19 protein-coding genes and 1 pseudogene are annotated in these 23,144 nt (G+C 65.9%); 8 read left to right on the top strand and 12 right to left on the bottom strand.

The features are described 5' to 3' along the window. Positions 1 to 135 (bottom strand): annotated as a pseudogene (locus tag LJ656_RS35100) (IS3 family transposase); the annotation flags it as partial. On the opposite strand from LJ656_RS35100, the gene LJ656_RS08670 reads away from it, so the two are divergent. Together LJ656_RS08670 and LJ656_RS08665 are read left to right on the top strand one after the other, a co-directional pair. Then, positions 98 to 478: a tlde1 domain-containing protein gene (locus LJ656_RS08670; RefSeq protein WP_268998541.1), complete on the top strand. Its 381-nt coding sequence runs from the start codon at positions 98 to 100 to the stop codon at positions 476 to 478. The pseudogene LJ656_RS35100 and the gene LJ656_RS08670 sit on opposite strands and share 38 nt — an antisense overlap. Continuing rightward, positions 475 to 870: a hypothetical protein gene (locus LJ656_RS08665; protein WP_230508852.1), complete on the top strand. Its 396-nt coding sequence runs from the start codon at positions 475 to 477 to the stop codon at positions 868 to 870. Before LJ656_RS08670 ends, LJ656_RS08665 begins: the two co-directional genes overlap by 4 nt. 157 nt (positions 871 to 1,027) lie before the next feature. On the opposite strand, the gene LJ656_RS08660 is transcribed toward LJ656_RS08665, so the two are convergent. The 3 genes from LJ656_RS08660 to LJ656_RS08650 all read right to left on the bottom strand — a co-directional run bounded on the left by LJ656_RS08660 (position 1,028) and on the right by LJ656_RS08650 (position 4,898). Next, positions 1,028 to 2,374 carry an MFS transporter gene (locus LJ656_RS08660; RefSeq protein WP_230508851.1) on the bottom strand — a complete coding sequence of 449 codons (1,347 nt, stop codon included), beginning with the start codon at positions 2,372 to 2,374 and terminating at the stop codon, positions 1,028 to 1,030. 69 nt (positions 2,375 to 2,443) lie between these two features. Next, positions 2,444 to 3,979, bottom strand: a complete 1,536-nt coding sequence (gene mhpA / locus LJ656_RS08655) for a bifunctional 3-(3-hydroxy-phenyl)propionate/3-hydroxycinnamic acid hydroxylase MhpA (protein WP_230508850.1) — start codon at positions 3,977 to 3,979, stop codon at positions 2,444 to 2,446. 67 nt (positions 3,980 to 4,046) lie between these two features. Beyond that, entirely contained in the window at positions 4,047 to 4,898 is an 852-nt protein-coding gene (locus tag LJ656_RS08650; protein ID WP_230508849.1) for a fumarylacetoacetate hydrolase family protein, read from the bottom strand. A gap of 144 nt (positions 4,899 to 5,042) precedes the next feature. Between LJ656_RS08650 and LJ656_RS08645 the strand changes: the two genes are divergently transcribed. Together LJ656_RS08645 and LJ656_RS08640 are read left to right on the top strand one after the other, a co-directional pair. Next, positions 5,043 to 5,609: a VOC family protein gene (locus tag LJ656_RS08645; RefSeq protein ID WP_230508848.1), complete on the top strand. Its 567-nt coding sequence runs from the start codon at positions 5,043 to 5,045 to the stop codon at positions 5,607 to 5,609. 115 nt (positions 5,610 to 5,724) lie between these two features. Next, positions 5,725 to 6,537, top strand: a complete 813-nt coding sequence (locus LJ656_RS08640; RefSeq protein WP_230508847.1) for an IclR family transcriptional regulator — start codon at positions 5,725 to 5,727, stop codon at positions 6,535 to 6,537. 61 nt (positions 6,538 to 6,598) lie between these two features. Here the strand turns inward: LJ656_RS08640 and LJ656_RS08635 are convergent, their stop codons facing one another. Beyond that, a complete protein-coding gene (locus LJ656_RS08635) occupies positions 6,599 to 8,014 on the bottom strand; it encodes an MFS transporter (protein ID WP_230508846.1) in 1,416 nt (471 codons plus the stop codon). 272 nt (positions 8,015 to 8,286) lie between these two features. On the opposite strand from LJ656_RS08635, the gene LJ656_RS08630 reads away from it, so the two are divergent. Further along, the gene (locus tag LJ656_RS08630) at positions 8,287 to 10,077 is read left to right on the top strand and encodes an FAD-dependent oxidoreductase (RefSeq protein ID WP_230508845.1); all 1,791 of its coding nucleotides are present in this window, start codon (positions 8,287 to 8,289) and stop codon (positions 10,075 to 10,077) included. 127 nt (positions 10,078 to 10,204) lie between these two features. Here LJ656_RS08630 and LJ656_RS08625 read toward each other — a convergent pair whose 3' ends face one another. From LJ656_RS08625 to LJ656_RS08600, 6 genes are all read right to left on the bottom strand, one after another. Further along, positions 10,205 to 11,983, bottom strand: coding sequence for an FAD-binding protein (locus LJ656_RS08625; RefSeq protein WP_230508844.1), 1,779 nt, complete (start codon positions 11,981 to 11,983; stop codon positions 10,205 to 10,207). Positions 11,984 to 12,036: 53 nt separating this feature from the next. Beyond that, entirely contained in the window at positions 12,037 to 12,807 is a 771-nt protein-coding gene (locus LJ656_RS08620) for an SDR family oxidoreductase (protein WP_230508843.1), read from the bottom strand. Further along, a complete protein-coding gene (locus LJ656_RS08615) occupies positions 12,804 to 13,646 on the bottom strand; it encodes a shikimate dehydrogenase family protein (RefSeq protein WP_230508842.1) in 843 nt (280 codons plus the stop codon). The genes LJ656_RS08620 and LJ656_RS08615 overlap by 4 nt, the downstream gene beginning before the upstream one ends. After that, positions 13,643 to 16,195: a branched-chain amino acid ABC transporter ATP-binding protein/permease gene (locus LJ656_RS08610; RefSeq protein ID WP_230508841.1), complete on the bottom strand. Its 2,553-nt coding sequence runs from the start codon at positions 16,193 to 16,195 to the stop codon at positions 13,643 to 13,645. Before LJ656_RS08610 ends, LJ656_RS08615 begins: the two co-directional genes overlap by 4 nt. After that, positions 16,192 to 17,061: a branched-chain amino acid ABC transporter permease gene (locus tag LJ656_RS08605; protein ID WP_230508840.1), complete on the bottom strand. Its 870-nt coding sequence runs from the start codon at positions 17,059 to 17,061 to the stop codon at positions 16,192 to 16,194. The genes LJ656_RS08610 and LJ656_RS08605 overlap by 4 nt, the downstream gene beginning before the upstream one ends. A gap of 100 nt (positions 17,062 to 17,161) precedes the next feature. Continuing rightward, on the bottom strand, positions 17,162 to 18,460 hold the full coding sequence (locus LJ656_RS08600) for an ABC transporter substrate-binding protein (RefSeq protein ID WP_230508839.1): 1,299 nt from the start codon (positions 18,458 to 18,460) through the stop codon (positions 17,162 to 17,164). A gap of 171 nt (positions 18,461 to 18,631) precedes the next feature. On the opposite strand from LJ656_RS08600, the gene LJ656_RS08595 reads away from it, so the two are divergent. Then, positions 18,632 to 19,687 (top strand): Gfo/Idh/MocA family oxidoreductase, encoded by a 1,056-nt coding sequence (locus LJ656_RS08595; protein WP_230508838.1) that lies wholly within the window; start codon positions 18,632 to 18,634, stop codon positions 19,685 to 19,687. Positions 19,688 to 19,759: 72 nt separating this feature from the next. Here LJ656_RS08595 and LJ656_RS08590 read toward each other — a convergent pair whose 3' ends face one another. Then, complete coding sequence (locus LJ656_RS08590) at positions 19,760 to 20,668, bottom strand: NAD-dependent epimerase/dehydratase family protein (RefSeq protein WP_230508837.1); 909 nt, start codon at positions 20,666 to 20,668, stop codon at positions 19,760 to 19,762. Between the two features lie 109 nt (positions 20,669 to 20,777). On the opposite strand from LJ656_RS08590, the gene LJ656_RS08585 reads away from it, so the two are divergent. Continuing rightward, positions 20,778 to 22,544, top strand: coding sequence for an FAD-dependent oxidoreductase (locus tag LJ656_RS08585; protein ID WP_230508836.1), 1,767 nt, complete (start codon positions 20,778 to 20,780; stop codon positions 22,542 to 22,544). Next, positions 22,531 to 23,142, top strand: coding sequence for an NIPSNAP family protein (locus tag LJ656_RS08580; protein ID WP_230508835.1), 612 nt, complete (start codon positions 22,531 to 22,533; stop codon positions 23,140 to 23,142). Before LJ656_RS08585 ends, LJ656_RS08580 begins: the two co-directional genes overlap by 14 nt. Positions 23,143 to 23,144: the final 2 nt, after the last annotated feature.

Below are 23,144 nucleotides of genomic sequence, written 5' to 3'. Positions count from 1 at the left end.
TGAAACCGTTGCTCCCGGCTCCAGGGTTTCCTGCACGATGGCCACTTTCTCCTGGACCGAACGTCGACGGCGGCGCTCCGGCTCTGTCAGAACTTCAATGCTTTCCACGATTTGCCTAGGCTTGAAACTAGTCACAAGACTCCCTCTTATTTTAAGGGGTGCCACGTGTCCTGAGAATCAAGGGGCTACTCCAGGAAAGAATTTGCACAGCATGCAATATGTACGTGACAAAGGACCTATCCCCGTTGGACGGTACGAGATCGGGGCGCCGTTCAAACACTCTCACACGGGGCCTTTTAGCATGCGCCTCAATCCTGTCGCAGGAACGAGCTTAGGCGGACGCTCGGGCTTTATGATCCATGGTGATAGCGAGCGTGACCCCGGTAACGCGTCAAAAGGCTGTATCGTTGTCGAGAAAAAAACCCGCAAGAAAATCTGGAACAGCGGCGACAGATGGCTCACGGTGGAGTACCCATGAAGCGCTCTTTTCTTCTGACCTTGCTCCTCCTTCCCGCGTTATGTCTGGCGGAATCTCCGCAATGCGACAGATACCCAACCAACGTCGCGGAAATTGCCCTAAGGAACTCGGGCTTTCTCAAACCGGGGTATATCGACTATTCCAAAATCAAAGCCGTGCGACTCGCATCCGAGAAGACCGGCAAAGACGAGGACGGCGATCAACTCTGGCGCCAGGTCTATCACATCACCTTCCATGAAAAGAGCGGCAAGCGGGTCAGCGTGATTACCGCAAGCGACGCGGGCTCGGAGGAGTGCTCGATGAGTCAGGTCGAGGTCTTTGTCGTTGCGGTACATCTACCATTAGTGGATCCATTGATTAAAGAACTCGACGACTACGCTCCACAACCATGATTCTCAGGGCATAACTTGCTTGCGTGAGTCGATCGACAATAAGCGCAACGAAGTACTCCCTGGCATCCCCGGCCGACGCTGCCCGTTTGCGCGGGCAGCGCGTTCACCTCTGGCATTGCAGTCAAGCAGCCGCTTTCAAACTGCCGTGCGTAGCGGGTCATCGCGAGGCTTCGCGATTGAACGGCTCGCCTCGCAACTGTCCGCGCATCGCCGCGCCGCCGGCGGGCAAAGCAAAGCTCGCGACGAACGCGATCGCGCAGGTGCCGATTACGAAGTAAGCCGGCGCGGCGAGCGAGCCGGTCTCGCGCACCAGCATCGTTGCGAGCAGCGGCGCGAAGCCGCTGAACACGAGCACCGACGCGTTGTACGACAGCGCAATGCCGCTGAAGCGCACCTGCACCGGGAACTGATCGGCGAGCACCGACGCCCATGTGCCGCTGGCGGGCGAGAACACCAGCGCGGCCAGCACGAACAGCAAGACCGGATTCACGCTGTGATCGACCAGCGCCTGATAGAAAGGAAAGCTGAATATCACCAGCAGCGCGGCGGACACGCGCAGCAGATAGCGGCGCGGTAGCTTGTCGCCGAGCCAGCCTGCCGCCAGCAGACCGATGGAGCTGACGAGCAGATAAGCGTTCTGCGCGAGCGCCGCGGTGCGCGGCGCGTAGTGCAGTTGCTGGACCATGAACGCGGGCATGTGGCCATACAGAATGCCGTTGACACCGGCCATTACCGCGATCGTCAGCGCGGCAGCCACCACCTTTTTGCCATGATCGCGCAAGGTCTCGCGAAACGGCTGGCGGTTCACCGCGCGATGCATCTTCGTGAATTCGGGCGATTCGTCGAGGTTGCGCCGCATCCAGTACGACACGATCCCGCACAGCCCGCCGAATAGAAACGCGATGCGCCAGCCGTACGCGGCCGCATTCGCGCTCGACATCGAACTCTGAATGGCGAGGTTGACGAGCGTCGCGAGCAACACGCCGGCGTTGACCGCGCAGATGATCACGCCGGCAGCGAGACCGGCGCGCCGCGGCGCGGCCTCGACCGCATAGGTCACCGCGCCGGGCATTTCGCCGCCCACACAGAAGCCCTGGAGCATCCGCAGCACGATCAGCAGAATCGATGCGGTGATGCCCCAGCTCTGGAAATTGGGTAGTAGTCCGAGGCAGATGGTGGACGCGGTCACCACGACGATCGAGCCGAGAAACACCGGCCGGCGGCCATAGCGGTCGCCCCAGCTCGATAGCACGATGCCGCCGAGCGGCCGGATCACATAGCCGATTGCCAGCACCGAAAACGCCGCCAGCATGCTCAGCAGCGCCGATTGGTTCGGAAAGAACTGCGCGGCGATGTGATGCGCGAAAAAGCCGTAGACGATGAAGTCGTAAAACTCCAGCGAGCCGCCGAGGCTGGCGATCAGAATCATCTTCCATTGCGATCGTGTCAGACCGGCGGATTGCGCGGGGCTAGGCGCGCCGGCCGGGTGATGGGTTGTCTCCATGACGTCTCCAGGGATAGATGGCTTTATTGGTCTATGTGTGATCGCGCGGCTCGAACGGCTATGGGCCGGTCATGCGCTTTCGGGATGCAGGCGGGGCAGTGCCTGCTGAAGCAACTCTTCCAACTCGTGCCTGAAGCGCGCGACGCCGAATACATAGCGGTCCGGGCGAATGAGGACCGCAAGTGCATCGAGCGACGCCAGCCACTCGCGAATCGCTGCGTGCTCGCCGGCCACCAGTTCGACGTTGGCGCGCTCAGCGGCGCCGCGCAGTTCCGGGTCTTCGCGCAGCAGGTCTGCCAGCACTTCGGGCCGCGCGAGCAGCGCGAACCGGTAGCCGACCCGGTCGTCGAGCAGTTCGCCATCGTCCAGACGAGGCTGCGGCGCGATATGGCCCGCCGTACCCGATGGTTCGTCGCGCCACTCGCCCGGCCCGAGCTTCGGCTGCGGGGTGACGAAATTGCGGATCGCGTCGGCCATTTCGCAATCCCGGGCATTCGCGAGATCGGGATGAGTGGTCTGGATCACCGAGCCGAGCTGCACCGCGGTTTCGATGAACTCGCGCACGTGCGGCGAGCGTTCCGCTTCATAGCTGTCGAGCAGCGTGTCCGCCGCTTCGCCGCGCAGCACCGCGCCGAGCTTCCACGCGAGATTCGACGCATCGCGAATCCCGGCGGCCATCCCCTGGCCCATGAACGGCGGCGTCTGATGCGCGGCATCGCCGGCCAGCAGCAGGCGGCCGCGGCGCCAACCGTTCGCGACGACCGAATGAAACGTATAGACGGCCGAGCGTTCGAGCCGCGCATCGGCGGGCGTGATCCAGCGAGCGAGCTTGTCCCACAGCCACTCGGAGGAGGTCAGCTGGGCAGCGTCGTCGCCCGGCATCACCATGATTTCCCAGCGGCGCCGGTTGCCCGGGCCGCGCGTATAGGTGGTCGGGCGTGCCGGATCGCAGTACTGGATCGAGAAGTCGCCGAGATCGGGCCGCGCCGCGTCGAGCAGCACGTCGACCACGACCCAGCGCTCGTGCGATTGCAGATCGGTCAGCTCGGTGCCCATGAAGCGGCGCGCAATCGAGCGCGCTCCGTCGCAGCCGACCACGTAGCGCGCGCTCGCGCGGCCGAGCTTGCCACAGCTCGTGTGCTCGAAGCGCAACTGCACGCCGTCGGCGGTTTCGTCGAGCGCGAACACTTCGTGGCGCAGCCGGATATCGACCGTCGGCTGGCTCGCGAGACGTTCGCGCAGCGCATTCTCCAGATCGGGCTGATGAAACTTGTAGCTCGCGCACCAGCCGTGCGCGCCGATGCCGGTCGGCCGCTGCCAGTCGATCAGCAGCTTGCCCGCGGCATTGACGAACTTCATGCCGGGACCGACGAACAGATTCGGCAGCAGCGTGTCGGCGATACCGATCGTCTGGAACACCCGCATGCATTCGCCGTCGAAATGCACCGCGCGCGGCAGCGCGAAGATGTCCTTGTCGCGTTCCAGCACCAGCACCCGCAAACCTTGCAGCGCGAGCAGATTGGCCAGCGTCGCGCCGGTCGGCCCGAGGCCGATGATCGCGACGTCGTAGTCGCACGCGTGCGCGGCGATGAGTTGATCTGACATGTTCAGTTCCGTCCGATGAGACGCCACGCGCATCAAGCCGTGCGTGGCAACGAGCTCTATGCTTGCGTCACGCTTCGTCGGCGACCGGGTTGCGCAGGACTCCAATGCGATCCACTTCCACTTCGACCACGTCGCCCGCCTTCATGAACAGCGGCGGGTTGCGCTTCGCGCCGACCCCGCCCGGCGTGCCGGTCACGATCACGTCGCCGGCGGACAGCGGCGTGAAGGTCGACAGATAGGCGATCTGTTTGGCGATCCCGTGAATCAGCATTTGCGTGGTGGCGCGCTGCACTTCCTGGCCGTTCAGCCGGGTCACGAGCGTCATCAGCGCGTCGGCTTCGATCTCGTCACTGGTGACCATCCACGGCCCGAAGCCGCCGGTGCGATAAAAGTTCTTGCCGGGACCCCATTGCGTCGTATGACGCTGCCAGTCCCGCACCGAGCCGTCGTTGTAGCAGGCGTACCCGGCAATGTGATTCCACGCGTCCGCCTCGGCGATGCGCCGGCCGCCGCGGCCGATGATCACCGCGATCTCGCCTTCGTAGTCGAACTGTTGCGACTCGGGCGGACGCAGCATCGGCTGGCCGTGCGCGACCTGGGATGCCGACAGCCGCATGAAGATCACCGGCTGCTCGGTGGTTTCTCGATTGGTCTCCTTCACGTGCTCCGCGTAGTTCAGCCCGACGCAGAAGATCTGCTCGGGGTTCGGGATCACGGGCAGCAGGTTCACGTCCGACAGCAGGTAGTCGGGTTGCGCGCCTTCGATCGCGCGCGCCGCTTGCGCGAATGCGTCGGCCGCGATCAGCGCCTTCAGGTCGGCGTAGCGACCACCGAGGCGCTGGCCCAGATCGAACACCGCGTTGTCGCGCACGATGCCGAACGACGGGCCCCGCGAGGTCGAGAAGCTGACGAGTTTCATGAATGCTCCGCTGATAAAAGTGGTTGAAATCGATTCGCACGTCTCATAAAAAACTTGTGCATTTATCGTATTTTGAGAATAAACTGGATTTACACAAGAACACAACGTGTTTTTTCTTAGGGTTTATCAGTACTGGAGACGAGCATGGACGGGATCAAAGCGCGGCGGCCGGGTCTGTCGCTGAGCCACATGGGCTTCTACGTGACCGATATGGCGCGGGTCGAGGACTTCTACGCGCGGGTGTTGCGGTTCACCGTGACCGATCGCGGCAAGCTGCCGACGCCGAACGGCGAGGTTCAACTGGTGTTTCTGAGTCGCGATCCGGCTGTGCATCATCAGATCGTGCTCGCGAGCGGCCGGCCCGCGCAGCTCGCGTTCAATCCGATCAACCAGATCTCGCTGGAGGCCGACAGCCTCGCGACGTTGCGGCAGTTCCACCGCACGTTCATCGCTGAAGGACTGGAAGACATCCATCCGGTCACGCACGGCAATGCGGTGTCGATCTATGCGCGCGATCCGGAGGGCAATCGGCTCGAGTTATTCGTCGATACGCCGTGGTACGTCGATCAACCGATGCGCGTGCCGGTCGATTTCGAACTGCCGGACGCGGAACTGATGGCCGAGGTCGAACGCCATGCGCGCACGCTGCCGGGCTTCCGGCCGCGCAGCGTGTGGCAGGCCGAAATGGCCGAGCGGATGGGGGTGGCGTGAGTGGAGAAGGGTGTGAAAGGGCGCCGTCGCCGGCTTGAATCCGCTGCCGAAGAGGAGGCAGCCAGCGCGGGCGCTCTGGCTATAATCGCTGCACGTTCATGGGCCTATCGTTCACATGTCGAGCATCACCAGACTCTTATCCATCCTCGAGCTGTTCTCGGAAGCGAAGCCGTTGCTGTCGGTCGAAGACGTCGGTGCCGAACTCGACTGTTCGACGCCGACCGCTTATCGCTACGTGCGCGAACTCGTCGATGCGGGACTGCTGGTGCGTTTCGCGGGCGGCGACTATGGTCTCGGCCCGCGCATCATCAAGCTCGACTATCACCTGCGCGTGTCGGACCCGCTGCTCGCGGTCGGTCAGCCGATCATGCGCGAGCTGTCCGAACACTCGGGCTTCGATATCGTGATGTCGCGCTGGTATGGCAACGAACTGGTCGACACGCATCGCGAGACGCACGATGCGTCGCTCGATCTGCGCTACGGCCGCGGGCGGCCGCGGCCGCTGTTTTTAGGCGCGGCGCCCAAGGCGATTCTGTCGACTTTCCCGAAGGCCAAGCTCGCGCTGCTGTTCGATCAGTACGCCGATGAGATCGCGCACAGCGGGCTCGGCGCGACGCTGGACGAATTCCGCGCGTCGCTGCTGAAGATCCGGCGCGCCGGTTTTTATCTGTCGAAAGACGAGTTGGAGGACGGTGTGTCGGCGCTCGCGTCGCCGCTGTTTACCGACGAGTCCGGCGAAGCGGTCGGCTCGCTCGCAGCGATCGTGCCGACCCAGCGCCTCGAGTTCGCGAATCTCGAGCGGCTGGTCGAGTCGATCAAGGAAGCCGCCGCGCGGGTTTCCCAACGCACGCGCGGCTTGATCGAGAGCCGTCAGAGCGGCGAGGTGGCCCTGCCGCACGGCGCCGCGCGCTCGAAGCGATCGGCGTGACGGCTGCTCAAGCTCACGCGCACACTTAAGGTCACGTTGTCGTTCGACTTCACCTTCAAACTCACGCCAGCCGACCGCCGCTTGCCGTTTGCGCGCGCAGCCGGTCGTATTCGGCCTTGTCGAGCGCGATCGCATCCGCCTGGCCGAGCTGGTTCAGCGGGATCCGGTAGGTCTCGCGGGCGCTCGCCGCGGCCAGCGCGGCGATCACCGTGACGCCGAACGCCAGCGCGCCGACGATCAACCAGATGTTGGCCGCTCCCGGCGGCGCGAGCGCGGTGAACAGCGCCGGCAACATCGCGGTGATCGCGGTGCCGACGTTCTGCGCGATCGACATCGCCGATACCCGCGTGCGGGTCGGAAACAGCTCCGGAAAAAAGCTCGGAAACACCGCGTTGTAGCCCTGATAGACGACGCCCCACATCAGCAGCGACATCACGAACGCGAGCGGCACGTTGTGAATGCTGATCGCGTACAGATACGCAAACGCGAGCAGGCCCGACAGCAGCGACCCGACGATCAGCGGCGGCTTGCGGCCGACGCGGTCGGACAGCTTGCCGACATACGGAATCACCAGCACGGCGATGAAGTTGCCGACCACCGGAATCCAAAGATACACGTCTTTCGCGAAGCCGATTCCATACGCGGGTTGCACCGCATAGGCGGCGCCGAAAATGGTCGCGACGACCGGAATCACGTTCATCAGCGCCATGCAGACCACCCGCAGCATGTTCGGCGAGCTGTAGCGGAACGCGTCGAGCACCGGCGAGCGGGCGCGCGTGTCGCGTTGCACCTGCGCGGTGAACGCGGGCGTCTCGTCGACCTTGCGGCGAATGATCCAGCCCGCGACGATCACCACGCAGCTGAGCAGGAACGGAATGCGCCAGCCCCATGCGTTGAACTGCTCGGCCGGCATGTAATGCGCGAGTGGCAGAAACACCGCCGCCGCGAGAATCTGTCCGGCCTGCACGCCTTGCAGCGTGAAGCTCGAATAAAAACCGCGCCGGCCGAACGGCGCGTGTTCGAGGATCATCGAACTCGCGCCGGAAATTTCGCCGGCCACCGCGAAGCCCTGAACCAGACGCAGCACCACCAGCAGCACCGGCGCGAGCAGGCCGACCTGCTCGTAGGTGGGCAGCAGGCCCACGCCCATCGTCGAAAAACCCATCAGGAACATGCACCACAGCAGCACGTTCTTGCGGCCGTGCGTGTCGCCGAGGTGGCCGAGCACGAACGCGCCGATCGGCCGCGCCACATAGCCGACGCCATAGGTTGCCAGCGACGCGACGATCGCGGTGGTCGCATTGCCTTTCGCAAAGAAGATCTGCGGGAACACCAGCGCGGAGGCGGTCGCGTAGATGAAGAAATCGTAGTATTCGAGCGCCGAACCGATCCAGCCGCTCGCCGCCGCTTTTCTACTTTGATCGCCGTGCGGCGATGCCTGACTGGCGCGTGGCGCGCCGCGTGATCTCGACTCCATTTCGTCTCCGTGTCTTCGCTGTTGGACTTGCGCGCGTCGCCTGGCGACGTGCAGGGAACGCATATTGACACAACTCTTTGGATTGTGGAATAGTATTCCAATTAGAACGAAGTTCAAATTATATGGATGACGATCGGCTTTCCACTTCTTTCCACCCGCCTGGGCGACGAGGAGAGGAAGATGGAAAGCGTCGCGCGGGAACCCTGAGCCGTTGCGAATTTCGAGCGCGGCGCGCCACGGCCGTGAAGGCTCGTTTCATAGAGACAGCAAACATGAACACAGCGAAACAGATGGATTGCGACCTGCTCGTGATCGGTTCCGGCGCATCCGGACTGGCTGCCGCGGTCACGGCCGCGTGGCACGGGCTGAGGGTCGTGGTGGTGGAGAAGGACGCTGTGTTCGGCGGCGCCACCGCATGGTCCGGCGGCTGGATGTGGGTGCCCGGCAATCCGCTCGCGAAGCGCGCCGGGATCGATGAGGATGCCCAACAACCGCGCACGTACCTGAAGAACGAACTCGGCCGCCGCTACGACCCGGAGCGGATCGACGCGTTTCTCGACAACTGCGGCCACATGGTGGCGTTTTTCGACGCGCACACGTCGCTGCAATTCGTCGACGGCAATGCGATCCCGGACGTGCACGGCAATGTCGAAGGAGCGGCGACGCAAGGCCATCAGGTGATCGCCGCGCCGTACGACGGACGCGAGGTCGGTCCGCTGATCAAACGTCTGCGTAAAACGATGCGCGAAACCTCGTTCATGGGGATGCCGATCATGGCGGGCAAGGATCTGCTCGCATTCCTCAGCATGACCCGTTCGGTCGCGTCGTTTGCGCACGTGACCCGGCGTTTTACCCGCCATCTGCTCGACCTCGCGATTCACGGCCGCGCGATGCAGCTGGTCAACGGCGTCGCGCTGGTCGCGCGGCTCGCGAAGTCCGCGCAGGATCTGGGCGTCGTGCTGATGGAGTCGGCGCCCGCGCAACGGCTGGTGTTCGACGGCGCCGCGGTGCGTGGCGCGGTCGTGTCGACTGCCGCGGGCGAACTGACGATACGCGCGCGCAAAGGCGTGGTGCTCGCGGCCGGCGGTTTTCCGAACGACATCGCGCGCCGCAAGGCGCTGTTTCCGCGCACGCCGACCGGCCACGAGCACCTGGCGTTGCCGCCGTCCAGTTGCTCTGGCGACGGCGTGAGTCTCGGCGAATCGGCGGGCGGCGTGCTGGTCACCGATGTCGCGTCGCCGGCCGCGTGGGCGCCGGTGTCGAAGGTGATGCACGCGGACGGTACGGTCGGGCATTTCCCGCACATCATCGACCGGGGCAAGCCGGGGCTGATCGGCGTGTTGTCGAACGGCAAGCGCTTTTGCAACGAGGCCGATGGCTATTACGACTACGCGGCCGCGATGGTCGCGGCGGCGCCGCAGGGCGAAGAGGTCGCGTCGTGGCTGATCTGCGATCACCGCTTTCTGCGGCGCTACGGGCTCGGTTATGCGCGACCGTTTCCAGTGCCGGTCGGCGCGCAGATTCGCAACGGCTATCTGAAGCGGGGGGCGACGATCGAAGCGTTGGCGCGGCAATGCGGGATCCACGCCGAGGCACTGGCGGCCACCGTCGCCGCGTACAACGAGCACGCGCGCCGTGGTGAGGATCCCGAATTTAAACGCGGCTCGACGCCGTACAACCGCAAGAGCGGCGATCCGCTGCACGACGGGCCGAATCCGTGCGTCGCGCCGATCGAACATGGGCCGTTCTACGCGGTCAAGGTGCAGCCGGGCAGCTTCGGCACGTTCGCCGGGCTGAAGACCAACGGTCAGGCGCAGGTGCTCGACGCGAACGGTCAAGCGGTCGCCGGACTTTATGCGGTCGGCACCGATATGGCGAGCGTGATGGGCGGCTTCTATCCGTCGGGGGGCATCAATCTCGGACCGGCGATGACCTTCGGGTATATCGCGGGCCGTCATGCGGCGGATGTGATTGGGTATGAAGCGGATGCCAGTAAATCGCCTGCGAGCGCGCATGCTCACTCCGAGGCAGTAGCGAGGAAAAGTTCTGCGCCGGTTGCCTGATCGACGCGCGGGGTGTTCGGCATTGGCCATGCGACTGCGAGCCGCGCACGGCTAAAAACAGGAGCCTCGATAAAAAACGGCTGGGACTCGTGAAGTCCCAGCCGTTTGTCTTTTTGCTTCGAAATCCTCAGGATGGCTGATTCGCGCAGGCCGTGGCGCGCGAGCGTTCACCGGCCGGCGCCTGATCAAGTTTCCCGGCGACGAACTTCGCAATCCGCCAGCCGAACACGATCGCCGGACCCAGCGTCGTGCCCGGTCCCGGATAGGTGCCGCGAAAGATCGAAGCCAGATCGTTGCCGCACGCGAACAGACCCGGAATCACCGCGCCGTTCGCATCGAGGACCTCGCCATTGGCCGTGCCGCTCAGGCCCGCGCTGCACGCGAGATCGGCGGGCCACACGGTGACCGCGTAATACGGCCCGTCGCCCAGCGGGCGGATGCACGGATTCGGCTTTTGCGCGGGATCGCCATTGAAGCGGCTCATCGGACTTGCGCCGCGGTTGAACGCGGGGTCTTTGCCGGCGGCGGCGTCACGGTTATAAGCCTGCACGGTGCGCGCGAGACCCGCCGCATCGACGCCGAGTTTCGACGCCAGTTGCTCCAGCGTGTCGCCCTTGACCAGATAACCGGAACGCTCGAACTCCGCGATCCGCGCGCGGCTGCGTCCCGGCATCAGCAGACCCAGACCGTAGTCGCGGATGAACGCGGCATCGACGATCAGATGCGCGGGCACGCTCTGACCGTCGCCGGCGTCGCGCAGCATCCCCATCACGAAGTCGTGATACGAATTCGACTCGTTGACGAAGCGCTCGCCGCGGCTGTTGACCGCGATCAGTCCGGGCTTCGCGCGATCGAGAATGATGTGCGGCCACACATGGTCGTTGCCGTCCGGCGCGCGGCGGATCGAGCAGGGCATCCACAGGCCCGGACTATCGCCGCCGTCTTCGAGTCGCGCAGCGGCCGCGAGCGCGCTGGCGATGCCGTCGCCGGTATGGGTGTCGGGCGACAGAGACAGCGGTTGCGCGGCCACCGGAAACAGCTGTTTGCGCAACACCGGATGGCGCGTGAGGCCGCCGGTCGCGAGCACGACACCCAGACGCGCGCGAATCCGCCGCCGGCTGCCGTCCGCGCTGCCCGCGACCGCGCCCGTCACGCGTCCCTGCTCGCGGATCAGTTCGACCAGCGGCGCATCGAAGCGCACCGGCACGTCGCGTTTGCGCAGGCTGTAGTAGAGCCGCGCGGCCAGCGCATTGCCCATCACGAGCTGGGTGCCGCGCGGATAACTGAGGCGATCGACGCAGTAGCGGCCGACCACTTCAAGCGTGCGTTTGAGGTTGCCGACCGACGCGAACGGACTGAGCAGCGCGCCCAGATCGTTGCGATTGACCATCATTCCGCCCAGGCCCATGAACTCCTTGCGCGGCGGCCGCACGCGCGCGAAGTCCTTGCCGAGCACGCGCGCATCGAACGGCAGCGGCGCGAGCGCGCGGCCGCCGAACGCGGCGCCGGGACCGGTCACATAGTCAGGATGCGCGGCGGCCGCGACGAACTTCACGTCGCTGATCCGCTGCAATTCGTCGATTGCGAGCGGGCCGCTTTGCAGAAACGCCTCGCGGGCCGCGTCGCCGCCGCGCGCGCCGACCACCGATTGCAGAAAGCGCCGCGCATCGTCGACGCTGTCCGGCACGCCCGCATCGACGCTCAGTTGCGTGCCCGGCACCCACGTGGTGCCGCCCGACGTCGACGTAATGCCGCCGACCGCTGCGGTCTTCTCGCAGACCAGCACGTTCAGGCCTTCGTGATGGGCGATCAGCGCGGCCGTCATCCCCGCCGCGCCAGCGCCGAACACGAGCAGATCGACCTCGTCGTCCCAATCGTCCCAAGCCGAACCGTTAGCTGAATTCATTTGCTTGCCTCTTGCATGGTTTCATCCGATTCTTTGCGGATCATCCGGGATCCTTAATAAGTGGCGCGGCCGCCCGACAGATCGAAGGTCGCGCCGCTCGAAAACGAGCATTCGTCCGACGCGAGCCACGCGGCCAGCGCGGCGACTTCGCCGGCCGTGCCCGCGCGCTGCATCGGAATCTTGGCGAGACTCGCGGCGAGCGCTGCCGGGGTCATCTGCTGCAGCAGCGGCGTGTCGATTACCGCGGGCGCGATGCAGTTCACGCGCACCGGCGTGAGCGCCAGTTCCTTGCCCATCGATTTGGTGAACGCGATGACGCCGGCCTTCGCGGCCGAATACGCTGACATCGACGGATTGCCTTCCTTGCCCGCGATCGACGCGAGATTCACGATACGCCCAAAACCCGCCGCGAGCATCGGCGCGACGGCGGCGCGCGAGCACAGGAATACGCTGCGCAGATTGACGTCGATGCAGCGCTGCCATGCGGCGAGTTCGCTGTCGGCGACCGGCGCGATCGGGCCGGTGGTGCCCGCGCTGTTGATCAGCACGTGGCAGGCGCCGAAATGGGCGACGGTGGTTTGCATGGCGGCGGTGACCGATTTTTCATCCGTCACGTCGACATGTACGCCTAACGCCGCGCGCGGCGCACCGTCCGCTAGTTCTGCTAGTTCGGCTGCGGCTTCGTGCGCCGCTCGCTCATCCAGATCCCATAGCGCGACCCGCAAACCGTCGCGTTGCAGCCGCGCCGCGATCGCGCGGCCGATTCCGCCCGCGCCGCCGGTAATGACCGCGACGCGCTGCGTTGCGCTAATACCTGCGCTCATGCTTCGGAGTCCAACAGGAACTCGACCATCCGGTCGCACACCTGCTGGAACATTTGCGTGCCGGTCACGGTTTTGCAGCCACGCGCGCGCGCCGCTTCGATGAACGGCGTGAGCGGCGGCTTCGTGACGACATCGCCGACGAACGTGGAGGAGGGCAGACGCGAAACGTCGACCGGCAACGGGTCCTCGGCGCGCATCCCCATCGGCGACGCGTTGACGACGATGTCGAAGCTCTCCGCGGCGACATCCGCCGGCGCCAGTTCGACCGCGCCGCGTTGCAGCGCGGCCAGCCGCGTGACCAGCGACGCGGCGCGCGCGGCGTCGTTATCGCGAACCGCCAGCGAACTCACACCGGCGCTGACCAGCGCATGCCCGATCGCCGAACCCGCGCCGCCCGCGCCGATCAGCAGCGCGCGCTTGCCCTTCGGTTCGCAACCGGCGTCGGCCAGCGCGGCGACCTGGCCGGTGCCGTCGAACATCCCGCCATGCCAGCCGCCGTCCGGCGTGCGGCGCAGCGTGTTGACCGCGCCGAGAAACTCGGCCTCGTCGGTCAGACTCGTGCAGAAGCCGGCCGCGCTGAATTTATGCGGCACCGTGACAATCACGCCATCGACGTTGCGCATCGGCGTAACGCCCGCGAAAAACGCCGCGAGATCGGCGGGCGCGACGTGCGCCGGCGCCACCAGTGCGTCGCGGCCGGCCGCGCGCATCGCGTTGGTTACACCTTGCGGCGAGCGCACCTGCGCGATCGGATCGCCGACGATGAAATACACCCGCGTCGCGCCGCTCAATCCCTGGTCGAGCGATACCGCGACGTCCGTTGCAATCTTTGCATTCATGCTGTTCTCACTTCGAGGTTAGGCGCGGCATCGTCATGCACGATGCCGAGCAGTCTGGCTTGTGTCGCGGCATCCTGTGCCAGCGCGTCGGCCGTGTTTTCGTAGGCGATGCGGCCGTTGACGAGCACGTACACGCGGTCCGCGATCGGTAGCACCATGTCCGCCTGATGCTCGACGATCACCACGCTCGCGCGCTCGCGCAGCTTGACGACCGCATCGAGCACTTCCTGCACGACGGCCGGCGCGAGACCTTCGAACGGCTCGTCGAGCAGGATCGCTTTCGCGGGCGCCATCAACGCGCGGGCGATCGCCACCATCTGCCGCTCGCCGCCGGACAGATGCTCGGCGCGCACGTCCTTGCGATTCGCGAGGCGCGGAAACAGCGCGTACATTTCATCGACGCTCGCGCCGCCCTTGCGCGCGGCAAGGCGCAGGTTTTCATAGACGGTCAGATTCGGGAACAGCCGGCGGCCCTCGGGCACCATCGCGAGACCGAGGCGGTTGATCTCGTGCATCGGGCGCGCGGTGATGTCGTGGCCGTCGAACGTGATCGTGCCCGCGCTCACTTGCGCGACGCCGGTCGCCGCGCGCAACGCGGTCGTTTTGCCGACGCCGTTGCGGCCCAAAATAGCAATCACCTCGCCTTCGTGCAGCGTCAGATCGATGCCGTCGAGAATCGTATTGCCCGCATAGCCGGCCTTCAGATTGCGCAATTGCAGCAGCGGCCGCGGGTTCGCGGCGCTCGCGCGTTTCTTCGCCAGCTGCTCGGCGAGCCGCGCGTCGACCGGCCGCTGGCCCTTCGCATGGCCCATATACGCTTCGATCACTTCGGGATGCGCGGCGACGTCGGCGGGCGAGCCGTCGGCGATCAGATGGCCGCGATGCAACACGCTGACGCGATCCGAGATCGACAGCACGCGGTCGATGTCGTGCTCGATCAGCAGCACCGCGTGATGATTCGCGAGTTCGCGCACGATCCGCGCGACGATCTTGCGATCGGCTTCCGCGAGACCCGCCAGAGGTTCGTCGAGCAACAGCAGGCGCGCCTGGGTCGCCAGGGACAACGCGATTTCGAGCAAGCGCTGCTCGCCATGCGACAGGCTCTCGCACGAAGCCGCCGCACGCTCCACCAACCCGACCGCCGCGAGCAGCGACCACGTCTGCGCGTTCTGCTTGTCGAGCGTATGCGCGTCGCGCCACAGACCGAGCCGTTCGCGCTGCGCGGCCTGCACCGCGACGCGCACGTTCTCGAACACGGTCAGGTTGCGGAACACGCTGAGGATCTGGAACGAACGGCTCATGCCGAGCCGCACGCGGCGGAACATCGCGAGCCTCGTCACGTCCTTGCCGTCAAACTGGATCGTCCCCGACGACGGCGGCAGCACGCCGGTCAGCATGTTGAAGAAGGTCGTCTTGCCCGCGCCGTTCGGCCCGATGAAGCTGTGCAACTGGTACGGGTAGACGTCGAGATCGATCTTGTCGGCGGTGACCAGCGAGCCGAATTGCTTCGACAATCCGCGCACGCTGAGCACCGGCGTTTTCGCGTCCATCTCGATGCGGCTCGCCCGATACGGCGCGATCGCTTCGGGGCGCGCCGGAATCGTGTCGCGCACCAGCGTCCAGCGCGGCCGGCGCAGCAACCGTTGCGCGAGACCCTGAATCCCCTCCGGCGAGAAGAACGCAAACGCGATGATGATCGGCGCGAAGATCAGCCACCAATGCTCGGTCAGGCTGCTCAGTTTGTCTTCGAGCAGGATGAACGCAATCGCGCCCCACAGCGGGCCGAGAAACTGATGGACGCCGCCGAGCACGGTCATCAACAGACTGTCGCCCGCGTGCTCCCAGCTCAGATTGTTCGCATACGCGCCTTGCAGCATCAGACACAGCAGGCCGCCCGCATAGCCGATCAGCGCGGCCGAGATCACGAACGCAAACAGCTTCAGCCGGTAGGTGTCGTAGCCGAGGCTGGCGGCGCGTTGCTCGTTGTCGCGTAGCGCCTGCAACGCGCGGCCGAACGGCGCGTGCACGAGCCGCCACAAGCCGTACGCGAGCGCGATCACCGACGCGCACGCGAACAGATGGAAACCGGTGGTGGTCGCGAAGCTCGGGCGCGGCACGTTTTGCAGGCCGTTTTCGCCGCCGGTCATGTCGGTCCATTTGAACGCGATTTCGAACGCGATCTGCGAACACGCGAGCGTCAGCAACGAGAAATACAGGCCGCGCCGCTTCAGCACCACCGCGCCGATCAACGCGGCCATCACCGCGGTGACGGCGACGCTCGCGGCGAGCGCGACGAGCTCGTTGCCGATCAGCCGTTGCAGCGAGATCGCGACCAGATAGGTCGAGGTGCCGAAGAACACCGACGCGCCGAACGGCACGAGGCCGGTGTACGCGACCAGCAGGTTCACGCCCATCCCGTACAGCGTGTAGATCGCGATCTGGGTCGCGCGTTCGAGCGGCGTGCCGGTCGCGCCGAGTGCGAGCGAGACGACGATCAGGCAGATCGTCAGGAGTGCGACCGGGTGCCGGGTCAAGAGTTTGAGATTCATTCGAAGCGCTCCCAGCGTTCGCCGAACAACCCGCGCGGACGCACGAGCAGAACGAGTGCCATCAATACGTACATCGCCACCGACGAGCTTTCCGGAAAGAACTGCACCGCCAGCGCGGTGACGATGCCGACCAGCAGGCCCGCGACCAGCGCGCCGGCGAACGAGCCGAGCCCGCCGATCGTGACGATCACGAACGCCGGCATCACCGCGGCGGTCGCCATGCTCGGCGTGACGGTCAAGAGCGGTGCGGCGAGCACGCCGGCCGCGCCGGCCAGCAGCGCGCCGAGACCGAAGGCGCCGGTCAGCACGCGCGGCAGATTGATGCCAAGGAGTCCGACCATTTCCGGATCGCGGCTGCCGGCGCGCAGAATCCGGCCGTAAGGCGTGAACTTCATGAACCACCACAACGCCAGCAGAATCGCGATCGTCGCGGCGAGCACGAACAGCCGGTATTTGGTGATCAGCAGCGGCCCATAGACGAGGATGCCGCCGAGCGACGCGGGCGGGCTGAACGGCAGGCCGCCCGCGCCCCACACCAGCCGCATCAGCGCGGTTAGCAGCAGCGACAGCGCGAAGGTCACGATCAGGCTCAGCAACGGCTCCTTGCCGTAGAGCCTTCGGATGAACACCACTTCGATCAGCATCCCGACCAGCGCGACCAGAATCGGCGCGACCACCACCGCGGCCCAGCCGAACTGCAGCGACAGCGCGATCGCGAAGTACGCGCCGAGCGCGAACAATGCGCCGTGCGCGAAGTTGACGATGCCCAGCAGCCCGCAGATGATCGACAAGCCGATCGCGAGCAACACGTAAAGAAAGCCCAGCACCAGCCCGTTGGCGATCTGGGACAACACCATTTCTGCCATGCCTGTACTCCAGGTGACTGCGGGAAACTCGGGGAACGGTTCGCCGCCGCGGCGCGCGGGGCGCAGCGGCGGCGTGATAGCGTCACTGCGCGTCAGCGCGTTAGCGCGCCGCCATCGTGCAGCCGATTTCCTGCTTCGAGCCGTACAGCTTGTCGAGTTCGGCCGGGTTCTGCGGCACCGCCGACACCTGATCGAGCCAGTCCCATTTGTCGGCGATGTGATCCTTCACCTTGAACACGGTCCAGCGCCGCAACATCTGGTGGTCCCACGGCCGGAAATACGCGGGGCCGCTGCTGTCGCCGAACTGCACCGTCTCCAGGCTCTGCACGATGTCCTGTCCCGACGTGCTCTTCGCCTGATTGATGCCGGCGAGCAGCGCGCGGGTCGTAAACCAGCCGATCCAGGCCTTGTCGGCGGGCGGCTTGCCGTACTTCGCGGTGTACTTCCTGATGAACGCGAGCTCTTCCGGCGAATGGCCGGGCGCGCTGAAGTGCCATGGCTTGCCGTAATAGCCGGTGGCCGCGTCCGCGCTGATCGACCACAGATCGGAGTCGCCGATGATCGGACACGCGACCGGAATCTTGTCCTTCATGCCCATTTCCGCGTACTGCTTGAGGAAGGTCGACAGGTCGCCGCCCGGCAGACCGAGCAGTACGACGTCCGGCTTCGACTGGCGGATCTTCAGGATGAACGAGCTGAAGTCGGTGGTGTTCAGCGGCGTCACGTCGGCGCCCGTCATCGTGCCGCCCGACTGCTTCAGCAGCTCGGACATCGAACGCTGGATGTCCTGCCCATACGCGTAGTTCGCGACCAGAAAGTGCCACTTCTTGCCGATCGCCAGCAGCGACGGCGCGAGCGCGCGGCAGGTGACCGGCGTCGGGCTCAGCACGCGGAACGTGTACGGGTTGCAGCTGCTGCCGGTCAACTCGCGCGCGGCCGCGTTCGGCGCGATATACGGCGTCTTCGTGCGATTCGCGACCGACGACATCGCCAGCGACGTGCCGCTGTTGGTGCCGCCGATCACCGCGATCACCTTGTCCTGCTCGACCAGCTTCTGCATGTTCTGCTGCGCCGACTGCGGGTTCGGTTCGTCGTACCAGACCAGCTCGAGACGGCGGCCGCGCGCCTGGTTGTTCGCGTCGTCGAGCGCGAGCTTCACGCCGTTCGCGATCACCTCGCCCTGTTCGGTCCACACCCCTTGTTTGGCCATCAGCAGGCCCAGCTTCAACGGTTGCTCGCCCTGCGCGCGCACGATCGCCGGCGCGGCCAGCACCGCCGCGCCGCTCGCGAGCGTCTTGCCCACGGCGGCGAGCCACGCGCGGCGCGTGACGCCGCCGCCGGCGGCCGCGTCCGCAGCCGGGTGGTGGGGGGTATCGATTTGCTTGGGTTGGTCTTTCATCGGTCTGTCTCCGCGCCGGTCGGCAGGTGAATTCGAAAAACTTCGTGAACTCGTGTCGTAATTGGAATAGCATTCAACAATTAAAACCGGTTTCGGAGTATCCGGGTATTCACCTGGAACAAGTCGAAACGATGTGTTCAACGAAGCAATTGATCCCAAGGAGAAGAGTTGATGGCACGGAGACGTTTGGCGGTGATCGGCGCGGGCGCGATCGGGCGCATGCACGTGGAGCGGGCGCGGCTGCATCCTCAGGTCGAGGTGGTCGCGATCGCGGACCCGTCGCCGGCGGCGCAGGAATTCGCGCGCGCCGAAGGGCTGCGCTGGTTCGCCGACTATCAGGCGCTGCTCGACGAGATGCGCCCGGAGGGCGCGATCGTCGCGACGCCGAATGCGACGCATGTCGACGTGGGGCTCGCGTGCATCGCGCGCGGCGTGCCGGCGCTGATCGAAAAGCCGGTGACCGACGACATCGATGAAGCGCGGCGCCTGAGCCGCGCCGCGCGGGAAGCGGGCGTGCCGCTGCTGGTCGGCCATCACCGGCGCCATAACCCGATCCTGCGACGCGCGCGCGAGATCGTGCAGTCGGGCCGGCTCGGCACGCCGGTCGCGGCCAACGCGCTCGCGACGTTCTACAAGCCCGACGCGTATTTCGACGTCGAATGGCGCCGTCGCGCGGGTGGCGGCCCGGTGCTGATCAACCTGATCCACGACATCGACATCATGCGGTTCCTGCTCGGCGAGATCGTCGAGGTGCAGGCGCTGAGCTCGAACGCGGTGCGCGGTTTCGAGGTGGAAGACACCGCCGCCGTGTTGTTGCGCTTCGCCAACGGCGCGCTCGGCACGCTGGCGGTGTCCGATTGCGCGGCGTCGCCGTGGAACTGGGATCTGGCGGCCGGCGAGGCGGCGCACTATCCGCGTCAGCAGGTGAACACCCATTACCTGATCGGCACCGATGCGTCGCTGACGCTGCCGCAACTGGACGTGTGGGAATACCGCGCGAACAAGGGCTGGCACGAACCGCTGACCGTCGAGCGCAGCACGCCGCACGCTGCCGATCCGTATCACGAGCAGTTGCGTCACTTCGCGGCGGTGATCGCGCGCGAAGAGACGCCGCTGTGTTCGGTCGACGACGCCGCGCGCACGCTCGCCGCAACGCTCGCGGTCAAGCGCGCGGCGGCGGCGCGCGAGCCGGTCGCGCCCGCGGCGGTGGACGGCGCGGGGCGTTGAGGGGGCGCTGAGCGGGCACTGAGTGGGCACTGAACGCGGCGCTTACACCGCGATTGCGCGGCTATGAAATGCCTATTGCACGGCAACGGTGGCGTTGCGATAGAACGCCACCGTCTGCCGCAGGCCTTCTTCGAGCGATGTCCGCGGCAGACCCGGCAGCAGTCGCTCCAGTTCGGGATCGCGCGGGAAGTCCGTGGCGATCGGCAGCGGCGCGCCGCTCGCGTCGATGCGCGAACCCGGCACGAGCGTCGCGAGTGTGTCGATTACTTCGGTTACCGAAGCGATCTGTCCGGCGAGCGTGAACGCGTGCGCGCCTTCGATATCGCGCAGCAACGCGGCCTCATAAGCGGCGGCGACGTCGTCGGCGAACACGAAGCCGGTCGAGCCGCTGAACGGCATCGTGTAGCGCTCGTTACGCGCGGCCGCGCGGCACGCGAGGCTCGGCCCCGCGCTCGAACCGGTCTCGCGGCCCGCGCCATAGACGACCAGCGGCCGGAAGCCGACGCTGGCGATTCCGTGGTCGTTCCAGTACGCGCGCGCCGAGCCTTCGCACGCGAGCTTGAACGCGCCGTAGTGGGTTTGCGGAAACGGCGTCGCGCCGTCGGCGGGGCCGAACACGCCGGCGCTGCTCGCATACAGCACGCGCGGCAGACCGGCCGCGCGCGCCGCCTCGAAGACGTTCAGCGTGCCGAGCAGATTGATCTGCGCGCCGCGCACCGGATTGGCCGCGCAATCGGGCGTCAGGATGCCGGCCAGGTGAATCACCGCGTCGCAGCCTTGTAGCGCGTTCGCCACGTCGGCCGCCTGCGCGATGTCGCCGCTGCGCCACTGCACCGTCGCCGCGCGCTCCGGCGCGAGCGCGGCCAGCAGTTGCGGCTTCGCGTGCAGGTCGAACGCGACGCAATCGATGCCGCGCGCGAGCAGCCGCCGCATGATCCACGCCCCCAGAAAACCGCTGCCGCCCGTTACCAGTACTCGCATGTCACGCCTCCTTGTCGTCATAAAAGTCTTTGCAAGATGCCCTATTGTGGAATAGTATTCAACAAAATAAATTCATTCCATAACAACTGCTATTGCCTGGAAGAACACGGTGGAGACGAGTGAAGCGATTCTCGAATGCGATGTGCTGGTGCTGGGTTCCGGCGCCGGCGGACTGGCCGCGGCGGTGACCGCGGCCGCGCAAGGCTTGCGCGTGATCGTCGCGGAGAAAGAAGCGGTGTTCGGCGGCACCAGCGCGTGGTCGGGCGGCTGGATGTGGATTCCACGCAACCCGCTGGCGACGCGCGCCGGTATCCATGAGGATATCGAAGCGCCGCGCACGTACCTGCAAAACGAGCTTGGCGCCAGGTTCGACGCGGACAAAACCGATGCGCTGCTCGAACACGGCCCGCGAATGATCGAGTTCTTCGAGCGCAACACGGCCGTGCGTTTCATCGACGGCAACCGGATTCCCGACTTTCATACGTCGCCCGGCGCGGCGACCGGCGGGCGCTCGGTCTGCGCGATGCCGTTCGACGGCCGCGAACTCGGCCCGCTGATCGGCAAGCTGCGCGAGCCGTTGCCGGTCACCACGCTCAAGGGCCTCGCGCTGGCGTCGGGCCCGGACCTCGCGCATTTCTTTCGCGCGACTCGCGCGCCGAAATCCGCGCTTTACGTGATGCGCCGGCTCGCGGTATTCGCATGGCAAAAGCTGCGTTACGGCCGCTCGATGCAACTCGTCAACGGCAATGCGCTGGTCGCACGGCTATTGAAGTCCGCGGCGGATCGGCAGGTCGACTTGCGCACCCATGCGAAGGCGCTCGCACTGCTGCGCGAGCACGGTCGAGTGAGCGGTGCGCGAGTGCAAATCCACGGCGTCGTGCATCAGGTGCGCGCGGCGCGCGGCGTCGTGCTCGCGTGCGGCGGCTTTCCGCATGACGTCGAGCGGCGCGCGCGCACTTTTGCGTACACACCGTCCGGCCACGAACACTGGTCCGCCGCGCCGCTGTCGAATACCGGCGACGGCATTCGTCTGGGCGAAGCGGCCGGCGCTCGCTTCGATGCGACGCTGAAGGCGCCGGCTGCATGGGCGCCGGTGTCGCTGGTGCCGCAACGCGACGGCGCGGTTGCGTTTCCGCATCTGATCGAGCGCGGCAAGCCCGGCGTGATTGCGGTGACGAGGGCAGGGCGGCGCTTCGTCAACGAGGCATCGTCTTACTACGATTTCATGTCCGCGCTGTTCGCGACGACCCGCGCCGGCGAAGAAGTCTGCGCGTGGCTGATCTGCGATCACGCTTTTCAGCGCCGCTACGGGCTCGGCTTTTCGAAGCCGTTTCCGTTTCCGGTGTCCGCCTATGTGCGCTCCGGCTACCTGAAAAAAGGCGCGACGCTCGCCGAACTCGCGGCCGTGTGCGGGATCGACGCGGCCGCTCTGGCGGACACGGTCTCCGCGTACAACCGGCACGCGCAACGCGGCCTCGACCCGCAGTTTCACCGCGGCTCGACACCGTATAACCGCGTGCAGGGCGACGCGTCTCACCAACCGAACCCGTGCGTCGCGCCGCTCGAAAAAGGCCCGTTTTACGCGGTCAAAGTGTTGCCGGGCAGTCTCGGCACGTTCGCGGGACTGGCGACCGACGCGCACGCGCGCGTGCTCGACGACAACGGCCGCGCGATCGCCGGCCTCTACGCGGTCGGCAACGACAGCGCCAGCATGATGGGCGGCTGTTACCCGAGCGGCGGCATCACACTCGGCCCCGCGATGACCTTCGGCTATCTCGCGGGACTTTCTCTGGCCGGCGCCGCGCCGGATGCGCGTCACGTAGCGCGCGCCGCGGCTTCCATTCACATCGAGGGACAATGCAATGACACTGTATGACACGGTCACACTGACGGTGAAGATCGGCGCGAACGCGCAGGTATTCGAGCGTATCAACGCGAGCGCCGTGCAGCCCGGCACGACGCTGCTCGGCTGCTGGTATTCGGATATCGGCGCGCTCGGCAAGGTGATGGTGCTGCGCGGCTTCGAATCGGAAGCGGCGCTCGTGAACGAGCGCAAGCGTCTGCTGCTGGAGGGCAATCCATTCGGCTGCGGCGAGTTGATCGACGACGTGAAGGTCGAAAGCTACGCGCTGTTTCCGTTTCTGCCGCCGATCGAGCCGGCCGTGCATGGCGGGATCTATGAAATGCGCGTGTACGGCACCAAACTCGCGAGCCTTCAGCATACGATCGATGCATGGCAGAAGGCCGTGCCGGAGCGCGCGCAGCGCTCGCCGCTGGTCGGCGCGATGTATTCGCTCGACGGCACCGTGCCGCGCTTTCTGAATATCTGGCCGTATGCGAGTGTCGACGAACGTTCGCGGATTCGCGCGGAAGCGGTGAAGGACGGCATCTGGCCACCGAAGGGCGGACCCGCGCATCTGACCACGATGGAATCGACGATCTACGTGCCCGCGCCGTTCTCGCCGCTGCGCTAAGC

Source organism: Paraburkholderia sejongensis (assembly GCF_020880815.1).
GTDB lineage: Bacteria > Pseudomonadota > Gammaproteobacteria > Burkholderiales > Burkholderiaceae > Paraburkholderia > Paraburkholderia sejongensis.
Note: the sequence above shows the minus strand (reverse complement) of the source record. Positions and strands in the feature narration are given on the sequence as shown.